Annotated in this window: 30 protein-coding genes, 1 tRNA gene and 1 pseudogene; 7 read left to right on the plus strand and 25 right to left on the minus strand. The window is 56.9% G+C overall.

The annotated features are described in order from the left end of the window. Positions 1-31: 31 nt before the first annotated feature. Together JZX88_RS05865 and lipB are read right to left on the minus strand one after the other, a co-directional pair. Complete coding sequence (locus tag JZX88_RS05865; protein ID WP_065115711.1) at positions 32-1,099, minus strand: NAD(P)-dependent alcohol dehydrogenase; 1,068 nt, start codon at positions 1,097-1,099, stop codon at positions 32-34. Between the two features lie 66 nt (positions 1,100-1,165). Then, on the minus strand, positions 1,166-1,897 hold the full coding sequence (gene lipB, locus JZX88_RS05870) for a lipoyl(octanoyl) transferase LipB (RefSeq protein ID WP_174029459.1): 732 nt from the start codon (positions 1,895-1,897) through the stop codon (positions 1,166-1,168). A 189-nt stretch (positions 1,898-2,086) separates the two neighbouring features. Here lipB and JZX88_RS05875 point away from each other — a divergent pair. Beyond that, positions 2,087-2,171 (plus strand) — tRNA-Leu (locus JZX88_RS05875). Positions 2,172-2,236: 65 nt separating this feature from the next. Here the strand turns inward: JZX88_RS05875 and JZX88_RS05880 are convergent. The 21 genes and pseudogenes from JZX88_RS05880 to JZX88_RS05980 all read right to left on the minus strand — a co-directional run bounded on the left by JZX88_RS05880 (position 2,237) and on the right by JZX88_RS05980 (position 11,538). Then, positions 2,237-3,304 (minus strand): tyrosine-type recombinase/integrase, encoded by a 1,068-nt coding sequence (locus JZX88_RS05880; protein ID WP_206912894.1) that lies wholly within the window; start codon positions 3,302-3,304, stop codon positions 2,237-2,239. Positions 3,305-3,506: 202 nt separating this feature from the next. Continuing rightward, positions 3,507-3,833, minus strand: coding sequence for an ASCH domain-containing protein (locus tag JZX88_RS05885; RefSeq protein WP_206912895.1), 327 nt, complete (start codon positions 3,831-3,833; stop codon positions 3,507-3,509). Beyond that, on the minus strand, positions 3,821-4,024 hold the full coding sequence (locus JZX88_RS05890; RefSeq protein WP_206912896.1) for a hypothetical protein: 204 nt from the start codon (positions 4,022-4,024) through the stop codon (positions 3,821-3,823). Before JZX88_RS05890 ends, JZX88_RS05885 begins: the two co-directional genes overlap by 13 nt. Further along, a pseudogene (locus JZX88_RS26090) lies at positions 4,024-4,206 on the minus strand (hypothetical protein); the annotation flags it as partial. The pseudogene JZX88_RS26090 and the gene JZX88_RS05890, both read right to left, overlap by 1 nt. Positions 4,207-4,345: 139 nt before the next feature. Continuing rightward, positions 4,346-4,510, minus strand: a complete 165-nt coding sequence (locus JZX88_RS05900; protein ID WP_206912898.1) for a hypothetical protein — start codon at positions 4,508-4,510, stop codon at positions 4,346-4,348. A 3-nt stretch (positions 4,511-4,513) separates the two neighbouring features. Further along, positions 4,514-5,077, minus strand: a complete 564-nt coding sequence (locus JZX88_RS05905; RefSeq protein WP_206912899.1) for a hypothetical protein — start codon at positions 5,075-5,077, stop codon at positions 4,514-4,516. After that, complete coding sequence (locus JZX88_RS05910) at positions 5,074-5,382, minus strand: hypothetical protein (protein ID WP_206912900.1); 309 nt, start codon at positions 5,380-5,382, stop codon at positions 5,074-5,076. The genes JZX88_RS05905 and JZX88_RS05910 overlap by 4 nt, the downstream gene beginning before the upstream one ends. Continuing rightward, positions 5,372-6,262 carry a hypothetical protein gene (locus tag JZX88_RS05915; protein ID WP_206912901.1) on the minus strand — a complete coding sequence of 297 codons (891 nt, stop codon included), beginning with the start codon at positions 6,260-6,262 and terminating at the stop codon, positions 5,372-5,374. The genes JZX88_RS05910 and JZX88_RS05915 overlap by 11 nt, the downstream gene beginning before the upstream one ends. Then, positions 6,259-6,450 (minus strand): hypothetical protein, encoded by a 192-nt coding sequence (locus JZX88_RS05920; RefSeq protein ID WP_206912902.1) that lies wholly within the window; start codon positions 6,448-6,450, stop codon positions 6,259-6,261. Before JZX88_RS05920 ends, JZX88_RS05915 begins: the two co-directional genes overlap by 4 nt. Then, complete coding sequence (locus JZX88_RS05925; protein ID WP_206912905.1) at positions 6,447-6,851, minus strand: HNH endonuclease; 405 nt, start codon at positions 6,849-6,851, stop codon at positions 6,447-6,449. The genes JZX88_RS05920 and JZX88_RS05925 overlap by 4 nt, the downstream gene beginning before the upstream one ends. A gap of 223 nt (positions 6,852-7,074) precedes the next feature. After that, positions 7,075-7,278: a hypothetical protein gene (locus tag JZX88_RS05930; RefSeq protein ID WP_035198509.1), complete on the minus strand. Its 204-nt coding sequence runs from the start codon at positions 7,276-7,278 to the stop codon at positions 7,075-7,077. Continuing rightward, positions 7,275-8,042, minus strand: coding sequence for a recombination protein NinB (locus JZX88_RS05935; RefSeq protein ID WP_206912906.1), 768 nt, complete (start codon positions 8,040-8,042; stop codon positions 7,275-7,277). The genes JZX88_RS05930 and JZX88_RS05935 overlap by 4 nt, the downstream gene beginning before the upstream one ends. After that, positions 8,042-8,653 (minus strand): lambda exonuclease family protein, encoded by a 612-nt coding sequence (locus JZX88_RS05940; RefSeq protein WP_206912907.1) that lies wholly within the window; start codon positions 8,651-8,653, stop codon positions 8,042-8,044. The genes JZX88_RS05935 and JZX88_RS05940 overlap by 1 nt, the downstream gene beginning before the upstream one ends. Further along, entirely contained in the window at positions 8,650-9,543 is an 894-nt protein-coding gene (locus JZX88_RS05945) for an ERF family protein (protein WP_246753438.1), read from the minus strand. The genes JZX88_RS05940 and JZX88_RS05945 overlap by 4 nt, the downstream gene beginning before the upstream one ends. After that, positions 9,531-9,764 (minus strand): hypothetical protein, encoded by a 234-nt coding sequence (locus tag JZX88_RS05950; RefSeq protein WP_206912909.1) that lies wholly within the window; start codon positions 9,762-9,764, stop codon positions 9,531-9,533. The genes JZX88_RS05945 and JZX88_RS05950 overlap by 13 nt, the downstream gene beginning before the upstream one ends. Continuing rightward, positions 9,764-10,006, minus strand: coding sequence for a hypothetical protein (locus JZX88_RS05955; protein WP_206912910.1), 243 nt, complete (start codon positions 10,004-10,006; stop codon positions 9,764-9,766). The genes JZX88_RS05950 and JZX88_RS05955 overlap by 1 nt, the downstream gene beginning before the upstream one ends. Positions 10,007-10,036: 30 nt before the next feature. After that, positions 10,037-10,219: a hypothetical protein gene (locus JZX88_RS05960; protein ID WP_206912911.1), complete on the minus strand. Its 183-nt coding sequence runs from the start codon at positions 10,217-10,219 to the stop codon at positions 10,037-10,039. 23 nt (positions 10,220-10,242) lie between these two features. Continuing rightward, positions 10,243-10,518, minus strand: coding sequence for a hypothetical protein (locus JZX88_RS05965; protein ID WP_206912912.1), 276 nt, complete (start codon positions 10,516-10,518; stop codon positions 10,243-10,245). Positions 10,519-10,543: 25 nt separating this feature from the next. Further along, positions 10,544-10,726 (minus strand): hypothetical protein, encoded by a 183-nt coding sequence (locus JZX88_RS05970; protein ID WP_206912913.1) that lies wholly within the window; start codon positions 10,724-10,726, stop codon positions 10,544-10,546. A gap of 52 nt (positions 10,727-10,778) precedes the next feature. Next, a complete protein-coding gene (locus tag JZX88_RS05975) occupies positions 10,779-11,195 on the minus strand; it encodes a hypothetical protein (protein ID WP_206912914.1) in 417 nt (138 codons plus the stop codon). 4 nt (positions 11,196-11,199) lie between these two features. Next, the gene (locus tag JZX88_RS05980) at positions 11,200-11,538 is read right to left on the minus strand and encodes a hypothetical protein (RefSeq protein WP_206912915.1); all 339 of its coding nucleotides are present in this window, start codon (positions 11,536-11,538) and stop codon (positions 11,200-11,202) included. A gap of 162 nt (positions 11,539-11,700) precedes the next feature. Here JZX88_RS05980 and JZX88_RS05985 point away from each other — a divergent pair, with 162 nt between their 5' ends. Both JZX88_RS05985 and JZX88_RS05990 read left to right on the plus strand, forming a co-directional pair. Continuing rightward, entirely contained in the window at positions 11,701-11,952 is a 252-nt protein-coding gene (locus JZX88_RS05985; protein WP_206912916.1) for a hypothetical protein, read from the plus strand. Positions 11,953-12,322: 370 nt separating this feature from the next. Beyond that, positions 12,323-12,586, plus strand: a complete 264-nt coding sequence (locus tag JZX88_RS05990; RefSeq protein ID WP_206912918.1) for a hypothetical protein — start codon at positions 12,323-12,325, stop codon at positions 12,584-12,586. Here JZX88_RS05990 and JZX88_RS05995 read toward each other — a convergent pair. Then, complete coding sequence (locus JZX88_RS05995) at positions 12,571-13,320, minus strand: helix-turn-helix transcriptional regulator (RefSeq protein WP_206912920.1); 750 nt, start codon at positions 13,318-13,320, stop codon at positions 12,571-12,573. The two genes, JZX88_RS05990 and JZX88_RS05995, sit on opposite strands and share 16 nt — an antisense overlap. 82 nt (positions 13,321-13,402) lie before the next feature. On the opposite strand from JZX88_RS05995, the gene JZX88_RS06000 reads away from it, so the two are divergent. The 3 genes from JZX88_RS06000 (at position 13,403) to JZX88_RS06010 (ending at position 14,881) form a co-directional block, all read left to right on the plus strand. Next, positions 13,403-13,606, plus strand: a complete 204-nt coding sequence (locus JZX88_RS06000; protein WP_206912923.1) for a Cro/CI family transcriptional regulator — start codon at positions 13,403-13,405, stop codon at positions 13,604-13,606. A gap of 178 nt (positions 13,607-13,784) precedes the next feature. Beyond that, positions 13,785-14,567, plus strand: coding sequence for a hypothetical protein (locus JZX88_RS06005; RefSeq protein ID WP_206912925.1), 783 nt, complete (start codon positions 13,785-13,787; stop codon positions 14,565-14,567). After that, positions 14,567-14,881 (plus strand): hypothetical protein, encoded by a 315-nt coding sequence (locus JZX88_RS06010; RefSeq protein WP_206912927.1) that lies wholly within the window; start codon positions 14,567-14,569, stop codon positions 14,879-14,881. The genes JZX88_RS06005 and JZX88_RS06010 overlap by 1 nt, the downstream gene beginning before the upstream one ends. 157 nt (positions 14,882-15,038) lie before the next feature. Here JZX88_RS06010 and JZX88_RS06015 read toward each other — a convergent pair whose 3' ends face one another. Beyond that, positions 15,039-15,239, minus strand: a complete 201-nt coding sequence (locus tag JZX88_RS06015) for a hypothetical protein (protein WP_206912929.1) — start codon at positions 15,237-15,239, stop codon at positions 15,039-15,041. A 49-nt stretch (positions 15,240-15,288) separates the two neighbouring features. Between JZX88_RS06015 and JZX88_RS06020 the strand changes: the two genes are divergently transcribed. Further along, positions 15,289-15,687: a hypothetical protein gene (locus JZX88_RS06020; RefSeq protein WP_246753439.1), complete on the plus strand. Its 399-nt coding sequence runs from the start codon at positions 15,289-15,291 to the stop codon at positions 15,685-15,687. The last annotated feature ends 10 nt before the right edge of the window (positions 15,688-15,697 follow it).

The raw sequence follows: 15,697 nt of genomic DNA on the forward strand, positions 1-15,697 counted from the left end.
GGGACGCCCGAAAGGCCGCCCCCTTTCAAGGTCAGGCGGCCTTCTGGCGCGGCAGGCTCTTCATATCAATGACGAAACGATAACGCACATCGCTTTTTATCATGCGTTCATAAGCGTCATTGATCTGACCGATATCGATCATCTCGATTTCGGCGGCGATGCCTTTCTCGGCGCAGAAATCCAGCATTTCCTGGGTTTCGGGAATGCCGCCGATCATGGAACCGGCAAAGGTCTTGCGGCCGGGGATGAGACTGAAGGCCAGCACCGACAGCGGTTTTTCCGGTGCGCCCACCTGCACCAATGCACCATCGCGCTTCAGCAGCGCGAGATAGGCGTTGATGTCGTGATCGGCGGCCACCGCGTCGATGATGAGATCGAGGCTGGAAGCGGCCTTCCGCATCTGTTCGGCATCACGGGAAACGATCACCTCGTGGGCGCCGAGCTTTTTTGCATCTTCCGCCTTGCCGGGCGACGTGGTGATCATCACCACCGTTGCCCCCATGGCATTGGCAAGCTTCACGGCCATGTGGCCGAGGCCGCCGAGGCCAACGACGCCGACGCGCTTGCCGGGACCGGCATTCCAGTGGCGCAGCGGCGAATAGGTGGTTATGCCGGCGCAGAGCAGGGGAGCGGCGGCGGCCGGATCGAGCCCTTCTGGAATATTGAGCACGTAGCGGTCATCCACCACCACATGGGCGGAATAACCGCCGAGCGTATGGGCGCCGCCGCCCATCGCCTTGTCAGGCGAATTATAGGTGCCGGTCATGCCGTTTTCGCAATATTGCTCCAGCCCCTCGGCGCAGCTTGCGCATTCCCGGCAACTGTCGACGATACAGCCGACGCCGACACGGTCGCCCGCCTTGAACTTCGTGACATCCGAACCCAACCGTGCGACACGGCCGATGATTTCGTGGCCGGGAACGCAGGGGTAGAGGGAGCCCGGCCATTCGCTGCGGGCCGTGTGGATATCCGAGTGGCAGACGCCACAGAATTCGATCTCGATTTCGACATCGCGCGGGCCGGGATCGCGACGCTTGATTGTCGCGAGCTTCATCGGTGAAGAACCGTCATCGCAGGCATAAGCGGACGTTGTGAACATGGTCGTTCCTCCTCTTGTGGTGATCGATGCTGGAAACACCGGCCTGCGGCAAAGGTTGCGGTGGGATTAGCCGCCTGCGCCGGTTTCGGGCACTGCCGGGCCGAAAACCTCCTCGAAGGCCTCGCGCAGCAGAACGTCGACATCACCGATCATAACCGGCAATCCGAGATCGACAAGGCTGGTGACGCCATAGGCGCTGATGCCGCAGGGTACGATTCCGGAGAAATGCCCGAGGTCGGGGTCGACGTTGATCGACAGCCCGTGGAAGCTCACCCATTTGCGCAGCCTGATGCCAAGCGCGGCGATCTTGTCCTCGGCCATGCCGCCATCCGGCAGAAGCGGTTTTTCAGGCCGCCTGACCCAGACGCCGACCCGGTCCTCGCGCCGCTCTCCACGCACATTCATCTTGTCCAGCGTGCGGATGATCACGTCTTCCAGCGCCGCCACATAGGCGCGGACATCCTGCCGGCGTCGTTTCAGGTCGAGCATGACGTAGACGACCCGCTGTCCCGGGCCATGATAGGTATATTCGCCGCCGCGGCCCGTCGCAAAGACGGGAAAACGGTCCGGTTCTATCAGATCGGCGGCATCGGCACTGGTGCCGGCCGTGTAAAGCGGCGGATGCTCCAGAAGCCAGACGAGTTCGTCGGCCTCGCCGGCGGCGATGGCGGCAACTTCCCGCTCCATTTCCTCGATTGCCTGCCCGTAAGGGACGAGACCTTCGGAGATTCGCCAGCGAACGGGCGGCGAACCGGGGGCCGGCAGCATATTTGTCTCGATATCCGTGCGTGTGAGCATGAAAAAGTCCTTTCCACAGCCTTCTCGCAAAATGGCGGGAGGCCGGCAACCCCAGCATTTCCGGGCTTCCTGCATATAGGGCGGCGCGGTGCGATTTTTAATTTCAAAAAACTGTCACGACGCTCTTGTGCACCGAAAATCCTTTTGCTACATGCACCCCCGTCGGCGCAAGTTGACATCTACCACGATGCGGTCGTGGCGGAATTGGTAGACGCGCAGCGTTGAGGTCGCTGTGGGGCAACCCGTGGAAGTTCGAGTCTTCTCGACCGCACCATTCAACAAGAAATTGTTGAGATGTTTCAATGATACCGGTCCAATTTTGGACCGGCATTGGACCAATCAGAACCAAGCGCCCGTCGCGGTTACTTTCTCCATAGCACCCTGAGCAAGCTTCCATCTTTCGACCCTGCGTGTGTAAATTTCACTCGTTTTGGCTTCGGAATGACCGAGTATCGCCATGATCTCGTATTGGGTGCAACCCATTTCAGCCAACACCTCTGCCAGACCTTTCCTGACCCCGTGGGCAGACAGTTCGTTTAGGCCGGCATCACGGCACCAATGCTTGAACATAGCGGACATTGCGTCTCCGCTGGCGTATGGATTGCCACCTCTGCCGAGAACGTATGTGTTGCCTTGCACTGTTGCCGATCTCGTTGCTGCTTTCAGCGGCGCGAACAAGGGAAGGGACACTTCCGACGACCCGCGCTTCAGCGGCGTCCAGCGAAGCGCTTCAATCCCCTCGATGACGCATTCGAATTTCCGTCCAAGAATCGTCAGGTCTTCAATTCGGCACCCGGTCCACAGCAGAACGTTCATGGCTATATAGGGCTTGCTACCGTATTTGTGGGCGGCAAAGAACTTTTTGACATCCGCTGCCTTCCACGGTGTGGCGCCTTCGCCCTTGCGATATATCTGCTTGATGCCCTTGGCCGTGTTCTCAAGAATATATCTCCGCTCAACAGCCCAATCGTACATGACGCTAACAGCTTCCATGAGTGCGTCGGCCTGTGCCGGCGTCGACCCCATCTTGTCCTGCATCTCAATGAGCTTTTCCCGCGGAATGAGCATTTTCCTGTCCGGTTCGACAATTAGCCGGTTGAGAAGATTACGCTTTTTCTTCACCGTTTTTGCGCTGGTTGTTCCGGCCTTCACGCGCTCTTCCAAATATTCGAAGTAGCTTTGAACAAGCCACCCGATAGATTTCGGGGCTTCCTGCTCGGACGCTTTCTTCTCCTGCTCCGGTTTTTCTCCGCGCCTGGCTATCCAGTATTGGCGGATAAACTCGTCTGAGCCGAACTCCCCGCTTATCTGGATGCGCTTGCTGTGTTGGCCTTTCGGCCTGACGCGATAAATGACCGTGCCCGAAGGAAGCTTCTGCTCTATCAGGCCCGGAAAGTCGATTTTCATTTGAAGCCTCACCAATCTTTGAGGCCTCCATCATTTTCAGCTTCGGTCGCGCCCTCAACGGCATTGACGTGGATCTCGACCTGTCCACCGTTTACGCACACCTTATCCACAGGCAGACCCGCAGACTTCATCGCGGCGAGGGCGGCTGTGATAGCTCTTTCGCTGGCTCTAGATCTTCTGGAGATTGTTCTGGCTTCCGCCGTCATCCCTCGCTCCTTTCAAGCGCCGCTCGGTGCGAAACATCGATTGCAAAGACCTCAACCGGATCGGGGCCGAAGTGTGGGTGCGTGATCGTTTTTATGGTGAAGCCATTCCAAGGCAGTTCTAGACGCCGGGATTGGTCGTCGCGGCTCGGATAGCCTTTCGTCAGAACGATGCTGTCGAAAGAGCGATGGAGGATGCCGCGCTCACCGCCAACGATTAGGCGTTTTGTCCAATAGGCATTCGCCAGCCGGTATTCCTCGGTTTTGGTACCGGCGCGGATCGCGTCGAAGTATTCCGCTTTCAGCGGCAGGATCAGCTTGACCATCCCCGCTCCTCTTTCTCAAACCATTGCAAAACTTGGCGCGGAGTGTCGAAAAAACCCGCCCGCGATATACGGCCGCCGTCACAATCAAGGGCACACCAACGGTTATTCATAAGTTTTGCGGCAAGGCCAACCACCTCTCCGGTATCGGAGACGATGCGGCGCATGTCCTTCCCGGCGGATTCCATCTTCATCAGCGCTCCTCCGATTGCAGGGCGCTCTCAAGAGCCGATTCCGGGTAAATCTGTACAGGGCCGAATGGCTTATCCAACTGGACGGCATACCCGCGTGGCGTCTGCTCGGTTGAATACCTGCCGACGACGCGGCCTTCCCACCATGAGCCGGATTTCTTGCGCACTTGGTCGCCTTCGGCAAATACCCACCCGGTCCTTGCCTCCCTCTCGCGCTTCTCTGCTTCGGATAGGATAGCAGCAGCTTCCGAGAGCGTAGCGTGTTCGTCCTCAGTAAGCGTCTCCGCATTATCAATGGCGATGAACTTCAGCCGTTCCACGATATCAGTCATGTCCGCCCTCCAATGCTTTCCGCAGAATTTGGAGCATGTACGGCGCGGTGATGATGGCCGATGCGCCCCATATCTCTTTGTGGTCGAATGCCCACCATCCAGTGAACGCCATTCCGATGCAGCCAAGATAGGCAAGATACTCTGTCGCCTTCTCCATCTCTCAGCCCTCCTTCCTTGCGGGCGCTGCGGGGGTTGGCATCCAGTGTGTTGGCTCACCTATCCTTTGAACGACCCACTCAGGCCTACGGCTAAAATCGTGAGATTTTGGGAGGTCATTGCCGTGATCCCAATATCCAATTTGGACCTCGGAAAATGGATCAGGTGATATCTCATCACCTACCCAGACCGTCCAAAGCATGACAGGTGTACCGTCCTTCGGCGCCGTCTCAATCGGCTGCCACCCCGCCACGTCCTGCACCTGTGCGGAGAGGGCGGAGCGCCGCAGGGACTGCGCCACGGTGGTCTTAATGCCGTCTACGGTAGGCCATTCGTGAGGACCAAACTTATCTCCCTTCATGCCTTCCCGATACTCGTCAATAGCATCGTGCACCTCTGTAATAAGATGCTCCACGGCCACGGATGGCTCGTTCTGCGGCTCCGCAGCGGACAGGGCGGCTTCTTTCAAAGCCCATTTCACGGCCTGTTCGACAAACAGGCGCATGTCTGAGTGTGGAGTAACGCCAACAGCATCGGCGGCTTTGGAGGCGAATGCTTCGTGGTTCATTGAAGTTGATCTCCATGCGATGCGATAGCCTCAGCCAGTATCCGCGCCTGAGGAATGTACGAGGTGACAAACATCTCGATTTCATCATGGCTGGCACCGCTGTTCTCGATGAAAGCGAATAGAACCCCCATGAGGGCGGTCGTGATGCCGCCAGTGAAAGCCTCAATTTGCTTCACCGTGTCGAGCGACCGAAATTCCGGCGTCTCGAACAAGGCAGCCGCCATCATCGCTACTTGGCACCGGATTTGATCGGCCATCAGATCGGCTTGATCTTGAGGATTGAACGGCTTCATTTCACTCTGCATTGTGTTCGCCTCCTGTGCTGGCGAGGGCTTGGCGGGCGCGCATAATCAAAACCGGCACCTCCCCGTTTGGTCCGCGAGACGCAACCTTCGCTGCTATCACCATGGCCTTTTCCAAGGTTTCGACTTTTTCAATTCGGACGCCTTCAGCCATAAGAGAACCGTTGATATAACGGTCGAACTCGAAAGGTGATTTTTCCACGAAAGATGATGCTGGCTCTGGCTCATACCTTGCAGTGCCTGCAAGGGCATCTCGCGCATCGAATAAATCGCATAGCGTGAGGCTGTTGCCTTCGAGGTTCATGAGGTCGATGTCGCTGGGGAATGCCGGCCGATCACCTTGCGTAAGATCGACACCTTCCACATTCCACGCAGATGCTTCGGCAAATGGCTTCAAAGCCTCACGCAGCCGCTCAACCTCGGCCTCTGCTGCCTCGGCGCGGGCGATAAGCTCACGTTCCTTTTGGATGGAAGCCTTTTTGGATTCCGCATGTCGCTCGCGCCGGTACTGGATGAATGAGGAGACAAATGCAGGATCGACGCGGAACTCATCACCGTGCGGCGTGAACATTTCGGAACCGCCACCAATGGCTTTGGTGATCTCGGTTGTCGCGGCTTTGATCCACGCGCGCAGTTCCTCGTTCTCGCGCTGCAAGCTTTCGAGGGTGGAGAGGAGTTCCGGGACGGCGTTGACGGCCATAGCCATAAACCCGCCAAGCTTGTCCTGCTTGTCGCCACAGCCGATGACGGTGAAAAACGTGCCGTCGTAATCGTCGTTGATTGGCGCGATAATCGAATTGGACTCATCGCAATCAGGCGTGAATTCCACTTTCAGTGAACCGATTTCTTCAATCGCCTTCTTGATCTCTTCCAATGCGGTCATGGCTGATCATCCTCGTCTTCCGCGAGTTCTGCATTCTGCGCCCATTCGTTGATGGTGAATGCCCAGAAGGATTCGTCATTCAACTGGTCTTCCGTCTTTTCTGTGTTTGCAAACCAGCCGGCGAAAATCATCATTTCTGCATAGGTGAGGTCTTGGAGCGCTTCTCTGAGCTTCTGAAGGTTTGTCATGGCGTATCCTCGCGATAGAACGTGACGGGCCGGTAGACGACGGCCTTTTTGGGCTTTTCGGGTTTGGGGAAGCCGGGAGATTTGATCGTCTGCTTCGGGCGCGTGATGCCGTTGGCTCGATTGTACTGGCGCTTAGCCTTGGCGATCTGGGCAACGTCCTTGTTAGTTTTCCCATCTTCGCCGCGATGGCAGCATTTCCCGAGCAACTGGCCTTCAGCAATCGTCAGCTTGGCCTTCTTGTCGACTTCCGGCCGCAACGCCTCTGGAATGATGTGGTCGATCTCGTGAGGCTTGCCGTCGAGAACCAAGCCGCAGCGCTCACAGCAAATCTGGCCACGGGCGTTTTTCGACCGCTCGACAATCTGCTCTTTCTGGTTTCGGGTGAACTCGCGCCGGCTCATGGATAATACCTCACCGGATTAGCGGCGCTCGCACCCTGTGACCGGCAGAACTCATCAAAGTCATACCATTGGCAATCCGCACACTTGATCCCCAGCGTCTTGTTGCGGATCGGCTTAATCGGTTGTCCGTCGTGCCACGTATCAGGTACTTCCTTGTGCCTCGGTCGTCTCGCCAGTTCGCCGCAGTAGTCGCAGTTATGTTTCAGATTGATGTATCTCCCCATCACCTCTGCCCTCCCAGCGCGCGTGTCATCATGTCCCGCTTGCGGCGCTGCAGATCGCGGACGCGCCCTGTCTTGCCGTGGGATTGCTTTGCCTGTCGGATCTCGGCGTCGATCTCGGTTTGCCAGTTGTATTCACGGGCAAGGTTCCGTCTCGACTTCCAAGCGAGCCAGTGGTGGATGGCGCGGCGGATTAAGCGGTTCATGCTTCACCTCCGATTTGATTTGCTTCGATGCCGGCGTGGCGGCAGATGATTTCGAGTGCCTTTTCCCGGTTGATTTCGTGCATCACGACTTGCTTGCAGGTCTTGTAGATCGACCCGGCCTTGTCCTTGGCACCCTGTGTAATGTCAGCCGTCACCAAATCGCCCACAGCAAGGCGCTGAGCGTTCAGTACGCCAAGGTTGGCATCTGTGTTGCCGTTGGTGTTTGTTGCCGCCCACAGCATCCGTGCGGCGGTTTTCAGCCATTCGGCATCTGGATGGGTTGATGAGCCAGGGGCTGGGGGCGTTGCCTCTGGCTCATCCTCTGGCGACCGGGCAGGGGGATTGTCGCCAGAATTGTCGGAGCCGGCCGTTTCGTGCTGACGAGGATCATTGAAGACCACGCCGCGCTCGGCCGCTTCCTTGAGAATGAATTCGATAAAGTCGGTCATCTCGTCCTTCGACAGGTCGGATGATGAAAGCTCGATCGGCAGAAATGTCTTCTGATCCAGGCTGGGCAGGAAGCTGACTTCGCGACCGAACGCATGGAGGAATATCGCCTTCCACTGCGCGGGCTCATACTTCCGTCCGCCAAGCTCCAACTGCTGTGAAACTTCAGTCAGTAGCGCCCACAGAAGATCATTCTGGGGCAGTGAGCGCTTCGACGCCTTGAACTCAACGCGGGTGCCGAAAGGTGCCTTGCCGATCCAGTCAACAGCCTTGCGGCGGTTCTGGTCACTGTCCATGACGAGGAGCGCGCGTCCCATTATGCCGCCTCCCTCACGCCGTAGTGGCGGATGCGCTCGACCAGTGCGGCCAGCTCATCGTTGAACCGGTCAATCTCGTCAGCCATGGTCTTGATGTAATCCTCGTCGCGGTAGACACGCACGGTCAGGATCGGTAGCTTCGGCCAGTAGGAAACGAAATCCCACCATTCGCGCTCAGACAGCCAGAGATTGCCCTGTACCTGCGCCTTGTGCTCCGGCGGCAAGCGGTCGCGCTCAAGCCGGTCGATCTGAATGTGAGGCAAGGCGGTCTTGATCTCCAGCCCGCCATTGTCGCCGACGAGGCTATCCGGGCTAGCGCCCTTGTTGCCGTTGCGAAGAAAGCCGACACGCTGTATTTCGACCACCTCAACGAAGGCGTAATGTTGCCGCGCTTCGTCTTCCATCGCATTGCCGCGCTCGGTATGGCTGTTGGAAAAGGCTTCCTGTGGCTCGCCAGTGAGGATTTCACCGGCCAGCTTGCGCATATACTCGCTGCGCGTCTTTCCCTCGCCCTTGGCCATAACAGTGGCGAACTTGCTTGCTGTGGGGATGCCCATACGGGCGCGAAACCATTCTTCCTCGCCCTGCTCAAAATCAAAGACCTGCATCATGACGCCACCCGCTGCGCCAGTTTGGCTTTACGGCGTTCCAGCATTTGAACCGCGTCATTGAAATCGACGGCGAGCATGTCGGGAACGGCTTCAAGATTTCCCATACTGCAGAACTGCTGAACGTCGGCCTGGCTATCTTCGAGAAGCTGGAGGATGATTTTCACCTGATCCGGGGTGATGCGATCCGGCTCCTCCAAGACTGGCGGCCTGTTGCCGTCCCTATCGTCGCCTGTGCTGATGTTGAACAGCATGCACAAAAGGTATCGACGTCCGTAAGTGGCGGTGCTGCCGAAAGCCTGAGTGCCGGTCTTGTTGACTTTCCCTTGCGAGCCAGCGCCATCAACGGGAATGCCGGCAATGTCGCTTTCGCTGTGGCCAGCCTCGTGCGAGATCGTCCACTTGATCTGCAACTCGCCCTTGTCGTTGTAGCCGGCGGGCTGAAAGGTAACGCCGAAGCCAAAGTCGTGTATGATCGGCATTGCCTGCTCTTCTATGGCGGCAAGGTCGGCATAGGTCGATTTCGTATGGTCGTTTCGCTTCGTCTTGGTGACAACCGGAAGAGCCTTCTGGCAGCGAGACATGGCGGCGTAATAGGCTTTGCGAGCCTCGCGCTCTTCATCCTGCCTCGCGCGATCCTCCATTCGCTCCTTCATCTCAAGCATACGCTCAAGGCGGTCGATAGGAATGTTGGGGTCCATCACGATACGCTCTATCATCGCGACCATGGGCGCGTCGTTGGACGGAATGATTTTCGCTTCCTGCTGGTCATGAATTTCAACAGCGGTGCCCATCTTACGTGCCTCCATGGCCTTGCGTGCATTATCGATGACGCTGTTCGATGCAGCGCCTATGGAAATTTCATTGCCGGGGATGTCGATCACTTTTTCCATGTGACGCTGACCTCCTGATTGATAACCGCCCGTTCCTTCAGGACGCTCTCAAGCGCCAAGCACCCGCCGAACATGAGGCTGCATGACACGAGAACGAGGGTGAGTTGTTCGATGGAGCGCATCTTGCGCTGGGCGGCCTGGTAACGCTTGTCGATCGCTTCAATGCGTTCGAGCAGCGCGTCCGCTTCTTGTGTGTTGGTGGTGGGGAAAGCGGAGGGCATCACGCACCTTCTTTCAGCGCTGCGATGAGAGCGTCTGCCATTTTCACAGCCAATTCAGCGGAAGACATAATCATCGATGCATGAAACGTGTCTTCCCAAGCTGAATTAGCGCAAATACCAGCCAGAGCCTGTCCGGCAACCCAATCGCGAAGCGTCATTCCGCCCGAAATCATCTCGCCAAAGTCATTGGTCTGGCTTGGAAAGGCCGGTCCGCCGGTATCGATTTTGGTTTTCACTGCCATTTCCTTACCCTTCATATCAAAGCCGGTTGGTTATTCGAAGTATTGACCTCTCGCGATTAGCTCTTCAGTAAGCTCTTCCGCGTAGGCTTCGACATCAAAGCAAGGTCTCGGTCCGTCAGCCTGCCAAGCCAAGAAGATGGCATCGGCCCTGTTCAACTCGCTCTGAAGCTCTTTCGTCTTCATTTGCTTTATTGAATGCTTGTCGCGCCGCATCTACTTATCCCGCTGTGCTGTGGTTACTTGGTGGGGGTCAGAAGGTCGCGAAGACCATCGACGCCTTTTTGGGCGCGAACCGACATGGGAACCGGAGGCTTCCAAATCCCAGCAGCCTGCCAAATTCGGTCGGCTTGAGTGACGTTGGCTGCGTATTCGCGCCATGCCTTCCGAATGTACGTTTCGCGGATTGCGTCTTTGAGCGGCTTAGGAAGCATCGCCCAATGCGGCGGGCAGGCGAGTTGCGACCGACTAATCGGCTTGCGGCAGCAACGGCATTCTCCGAGTTCTTCGCTCATGTTCCCTATCCTTTGTGTTTCGCTGTTACTCGGCGTGGGAGAGAAAAGGTTCTGTCGTCACTGATCGGCCGTTACGGAAGGCCCAAAAACAGTGCTTCCCGAGCCAAACGCGATCATCGCGGTCGTTGTGGTCGATGACTTTCGAAAGCTCGATTTCGCCGGTCTCCATGTGCTTGGAGATGACGCGCAATTTCAGTTGGATTTCCATTTCCCTATCCCTTGTCTGAAGCCCTATGCGGGGCGGCTATTCGGCGGCGCGGTTATCCAGTCTTGTGGCCCTGCCAGCCCTCTTCCATCGCGTTGATTACGTCGTTATGCGCATCGCACTCCCAGCATCGACCGGGACCATTCACGGGCTTTCCGCAGTCACGGCACTGAGCCGGCGAGTGGTAAATCGGCTTGATTTTGACCTTGTGGCCAACCTGATGATGAACCGGAGCGGCTTTCGGCCATTGCTCAACGCCAGACGCTTCGCGCTCCTTGAAAGCCTTCTCAGCCCAAACACTCTTTTTTGCGTGTGCCTTGTTCACGTCCCGAGGGCGCATGCCGCACTTGTAACCGGCGGCGCAGGACTTATCGCAAAACTTACCCCATCCGCGCTTGTGGTCTGCCAGCCGTACCGACATCGGGGCACCGCAAGCCGCGCAGTTCTTCTCTATCATCTTCGGAGCGCTCATCCTCTTACTCCGCTGCCACCAGATGACCGCCGAGATCAGCGCCAAGGACGAGGCCGAGCGCGGCGTGGTTTATGGTTCCGTACTCAGGAACAAGCGGAACCTTCGCGTCTGCTTCTTCTTCGCCAGCCTGAAATGCATGGTCGATATCGAGCGAAAGGACATTCGCGTCCGGCATGTAGTCGGTGTCGCCGCCGCAAGCCTCGATGCTCTTGAGCAGGAAGTCATGGAACGCGACCGATGCGGCTTTGAATGCCTCGGCATTGACCTTGAAAGACCTGCTCTGGTTCATGCCGGCTGCTTCTGCATCCAGAGCGGCTTTCAGTGCTTCGAGGTGCTTTTCCATTTGCTCATCCTCCGTGGTTGAGATCGAATTGGAGGTCAGTCGGCGATGCAGAAGATTTCGCGAAGTCGGTTCTGGTCACGCACCCATTCTGGTGATGCCTGAACTCTGGTTTCGCCCTCTCCCTTGCAGAACCCGCAGCGGATGAAGCGGAAGCCATCAGAAGTGAACCAGCTGCGCGCCGTCACGATCTTTCCAGTTCCAGAGCAAAGCTTGCAGGTTCCCATCGTCTCATCTCCGGTTCTTGTGGTGGCAGCGAGATCGGCAGGTGTTGGTGATGCTTCGTCGCTGCTGATGATTTATGAAAGCATATCTTTCATTCATGCGCAAGCGAAAAGAAAGCATTGCTTTCCAAAAAATGAAAGCGTATCTTGCGGACCATCGACGGGCGACCGGGTGCAACTCCCGAGCTGGTGAAGCCCGAAGCGCGGGGAGCGTGAGTCCTACTGTGCTGCCAGAAAATGAGGACGGGTTAGCTGAGAGGCGCCCTGCAAATCGACCGACCGACCTGACGGTTCAAGTCGAGCAAGCGCTCTCCCTGCCTTTTGGGACTTTGACGGTCCTGAGGGGTAGGGGGAGCTTTGCTGTCTCCCTCCCTCTCATCAGGTTCAAGATCAAGTTTTCAGAGATAGAACAGAGAGTTGAATAGGTAGTAGGTTCTACGTGTGTGAGTGATAGCGCTCGCGAGAGATTTTATTTTCCCGGCAACGAATCAAAAACGACTCGACTCTTCCGTTAGAAGGTGCTTTTTTACCGTGAACGGAATAAGAACAAACGGGAGAAGAAAATGAAGCGGCCGCCGGTCAATCATCCAGACGCGATGAGACTTGTTGTTGAATTATCAAGCCTCTATGTGGCTTGCGACGACTGCGGCCATTCTCGTATTCTCGGCCTTGACAATCTCTTCAAGGCTTCCGAGCTGGGTGTGCACAATTACATGCAGCTCTGTCGCAAAATCCGCTGCAGCGAGTGCCCAAAGACCGTGCCGTCGCTGCGGAATCTTACGATCAGGCCGACCTGGATCGATGGCGGATCTCACACGGTGGCGTGAAAAACGATCTTATGGATTGAGAAAACCCGGTCGGTATCGAACTCAATTTCATTCTGTTCGCCTTCGTCCGGGTTGTGTTGCCAGAGGCGGGTGACGCGCGATGATCGCGATATAAACTTCTTGATATAGCTCTCGCGACCGTTTTCCTCGTCGGTGACTATCTGGACCACAACATCGTCACCTTGGCGCACTGGCTCGTGAGGGTTAAGCCACACGGTTTCCCCGGCCACGTAGCGCGGTTCCATCGAGGTCCCGTAGACGCGAACGCCATAGGCGCCTTCCACGCCTTCCAGCATCGGCGGAACGAATAGCCGGCCGACTTCCGCGCCGTTGAGGATGAAGCGCCCGTTGGGTCCGCCGATCGTTTGGCCGAGCAACGGCACATAGCCGTCGCCCTCGAACGTCTGGTATTTCGGCGGAAAGCTCGCATTCGGCTTAGGGCGCCGCGTGGGCGCGTGTTCTTCGGTTGCGGCTGGCTGCGACATGAAAGGCTCGCCAATGCCATCCGAGAGCCAGTCAAAGCTGACGCCGGCTACATCGCAGATGGCGCGCAGGTTTTTCAGGCCGATCTCTTTGCCTTGTTCCCAGTTGCCGACTGCGCCGCGGCTGACGGTACTGCCTTGCGTGCTGATGCGCTCGGCAAACTCTTCCTGAGAGTTCAAACCGAGAAATTCCTTGCGGACCTGGCGGATGCGCTTGCCGCGCTCGGCGTCAATTGGGCGGTTCTGTGTCATGCGGGGAATATGCAACAAGAAAGGCGAACTTTCATCGAAAGAGATGCTTGCGCTTGTGTGAAAGATATGCTTTCATACGTTTATGGAAAACATCTGCGAAAAAGCCAAAGACTCTGTAGGCGGCCCAGCTGCCCTCGCTAAGGCTCTAGGGAGCGTCACTCCCCAGGCCGTATCCCAGTGGAAGAAAGTTCCGGCCGAGCGTGTGCTTGACGTTGAGCGCATCACCGGGATTTCGAGGCATGAGCTTCGGCCAGACGTTTTCGGCCAGCCGGAGGTGGCGGAATGAGTGCTGTTGTCGGGTGCCCGAAGTGCGGTGGAAGGCTTCGCACTGAACAGATCGACTACCGCAAGCGCATGTATTGCGACAGGTGCGGCGGACTGCCTTATCGCGATGGCAAGGAAGAAACGGGTCGCGGTCATATCTGCGCATACCCGCCTGTAGGACCGAAGCAGGAGAGCGCAGCATGACCAGAAAATCTACCGAACTTTTGATTGAAGAGTTGTGCGGGCTTGCTTCGGCTGGGCTGACAAAAAAGCAAGCTGCCGAGAAGATCGGTTACACATATGCGCACGGGGCTGTGCTTTCCAAGGCGCACTCCATTCCCTTCAAGAAGCGGTCTCTCGTCCCTGAAAATGTGAAGGGTCGAAATGAGGAGATTTGCCGTCGGTATCTGGCTGGTGAAATGCAGGTCACTCTTGCCGAAGAGTTCGGCCTGACGCGGGAGCGTGTGAGGCAGATCATTGAGAAAGCTGGACTTGTATCCGAAACACAGCGCCATGCTGAGTTCGTAGCAGTGGTCGCCGGTACGGTGGCGCGCAAGAAGCTGACAGTTTCGCAGGCTGCTGAGATGTTCAAAATCAGCCGCGCAAACGCTTGGAGGTACTGCAAAGAAAGTGGCATCAAGCCAGCTTCTATGACTTCCGAAGAGGAAGCTGAACTCGATGTTTTGGCCCAAGTAGTCGTAGATGGTGAGAGCTGCAGGCGAGCGGCTGGAGGCAATGCTTATAAAGCCTCGAAGGTTCGTCGGCATTTGCTCCAGAAAGGTCTCAATGTCCGCGGTCGTAGCAGGCATGATGATTTCTCCAAGAGACGTGAACTGATCGATCGTTGGAGGGCAGAAGGCTTGACGTGGGAGCAGTGTGCGGTTCGTCTTTCCTCTCATGATGGACGCGCGATTACGTACGCTGGCATCTACATCTGGGCTCGCAAACATATGCCGCACCTTTTTGAAAGCGAAGCGGCATGATGAACACATCACTTCAAGCCCCCAACCGTCACATCCACGACCGCACGGAAATCAACGCAATGACCGCGGAATGGATTGCGAAGAACGGTGAGCCACGCAAGTTCGAACGGGGCTTCTGCACCGATCTCGATTACCTCAAGCACCTCATGGCCGGTTACGGATACAACGTGATTTACCACGGTCGCCGGTTCTTCTCGATGGAGAAGGTGGGATTCCGTGGTCATCCCAAGCGGATCAGCCATGAGCAGCTTTTCCAGCGGATCGACGCGGTCCTTATCAAAAACGGCAAGCAGCCTTTCGGATGGAGGAAGTGATGTTGTCATCGTTCTCTGCCGACGAACGGCAACTCCTCGTATGGGCATCGGTATTCTTCTCGGCATTCATCGTGTCGGCGGTACTGGCGCACCTGGCATTCTCGGGGCGGAAGTGACGCGCTTTCAATTTCAATCTGAGCGGCCCTGAAACAGTCGCTCAGCGCGGGTGGGTGGTGTTCGTCTCCTCCCGGTCATCCACCCGCAGCACTCTTACCAAAGTCCTCCCCCGTAGCCTTGCGATGACTGCGGCGAGGGGGATTTCGAATGGAACAAAACCGTCGAGTGCGGCGGACAGGGAGACATCAGACTGATTGGCGTCAGCTCCGTTGTCTCCCTCGATTTCAGTGCCTCTGTGCATGTGCATCGGCCTCCTTGGAACGAGGCCAACTTCGCACAGAGGATGAAGGATGTACGGCAAAAGTCTTTCCGAAAACGGAAAAAGAGTTTCCGAGGTTGAGATGAACAGTGTTGCGTTGAACGAGGCAAAAGGTTGGGCGGATGCGCTCATGGATAGCGAGTATCGCGGTCGCGGTGACCGTGAGAAATCCGTGCGCGGCCGTGTTTCTAAGCGGACCGGCATTCCGGAAAGCTACCTCTTCCGTCTCCAGTACAAGACCCGCGAAATGAAGGACGTTGCCGGCTCCGCATACCGGGCGCTGATGCTCTCTTACAACGAGCTATGCCGCCTGAATGAAGAGGCCGCGGATCGGCACCACGCCGAACGCATGAGGATACGAGGCAATCATGAAACGGCTGACGAAAAGCCTGCTCAGGCGGGCTTGGGAATGGATTCGTCTGAGGTTTGAGAAGAGGAAG

Origin of the sequence: Agrobacterium sp. OT33, assembly GCF_017313365.1 — a bacterium.
GTDB lineage: Bacteria > Pseudomonadota > Alphaproteobacteria > Rhizobiales > Rhizobiaceae > Agrobacterium > Agrobacterium rhizogenes_A.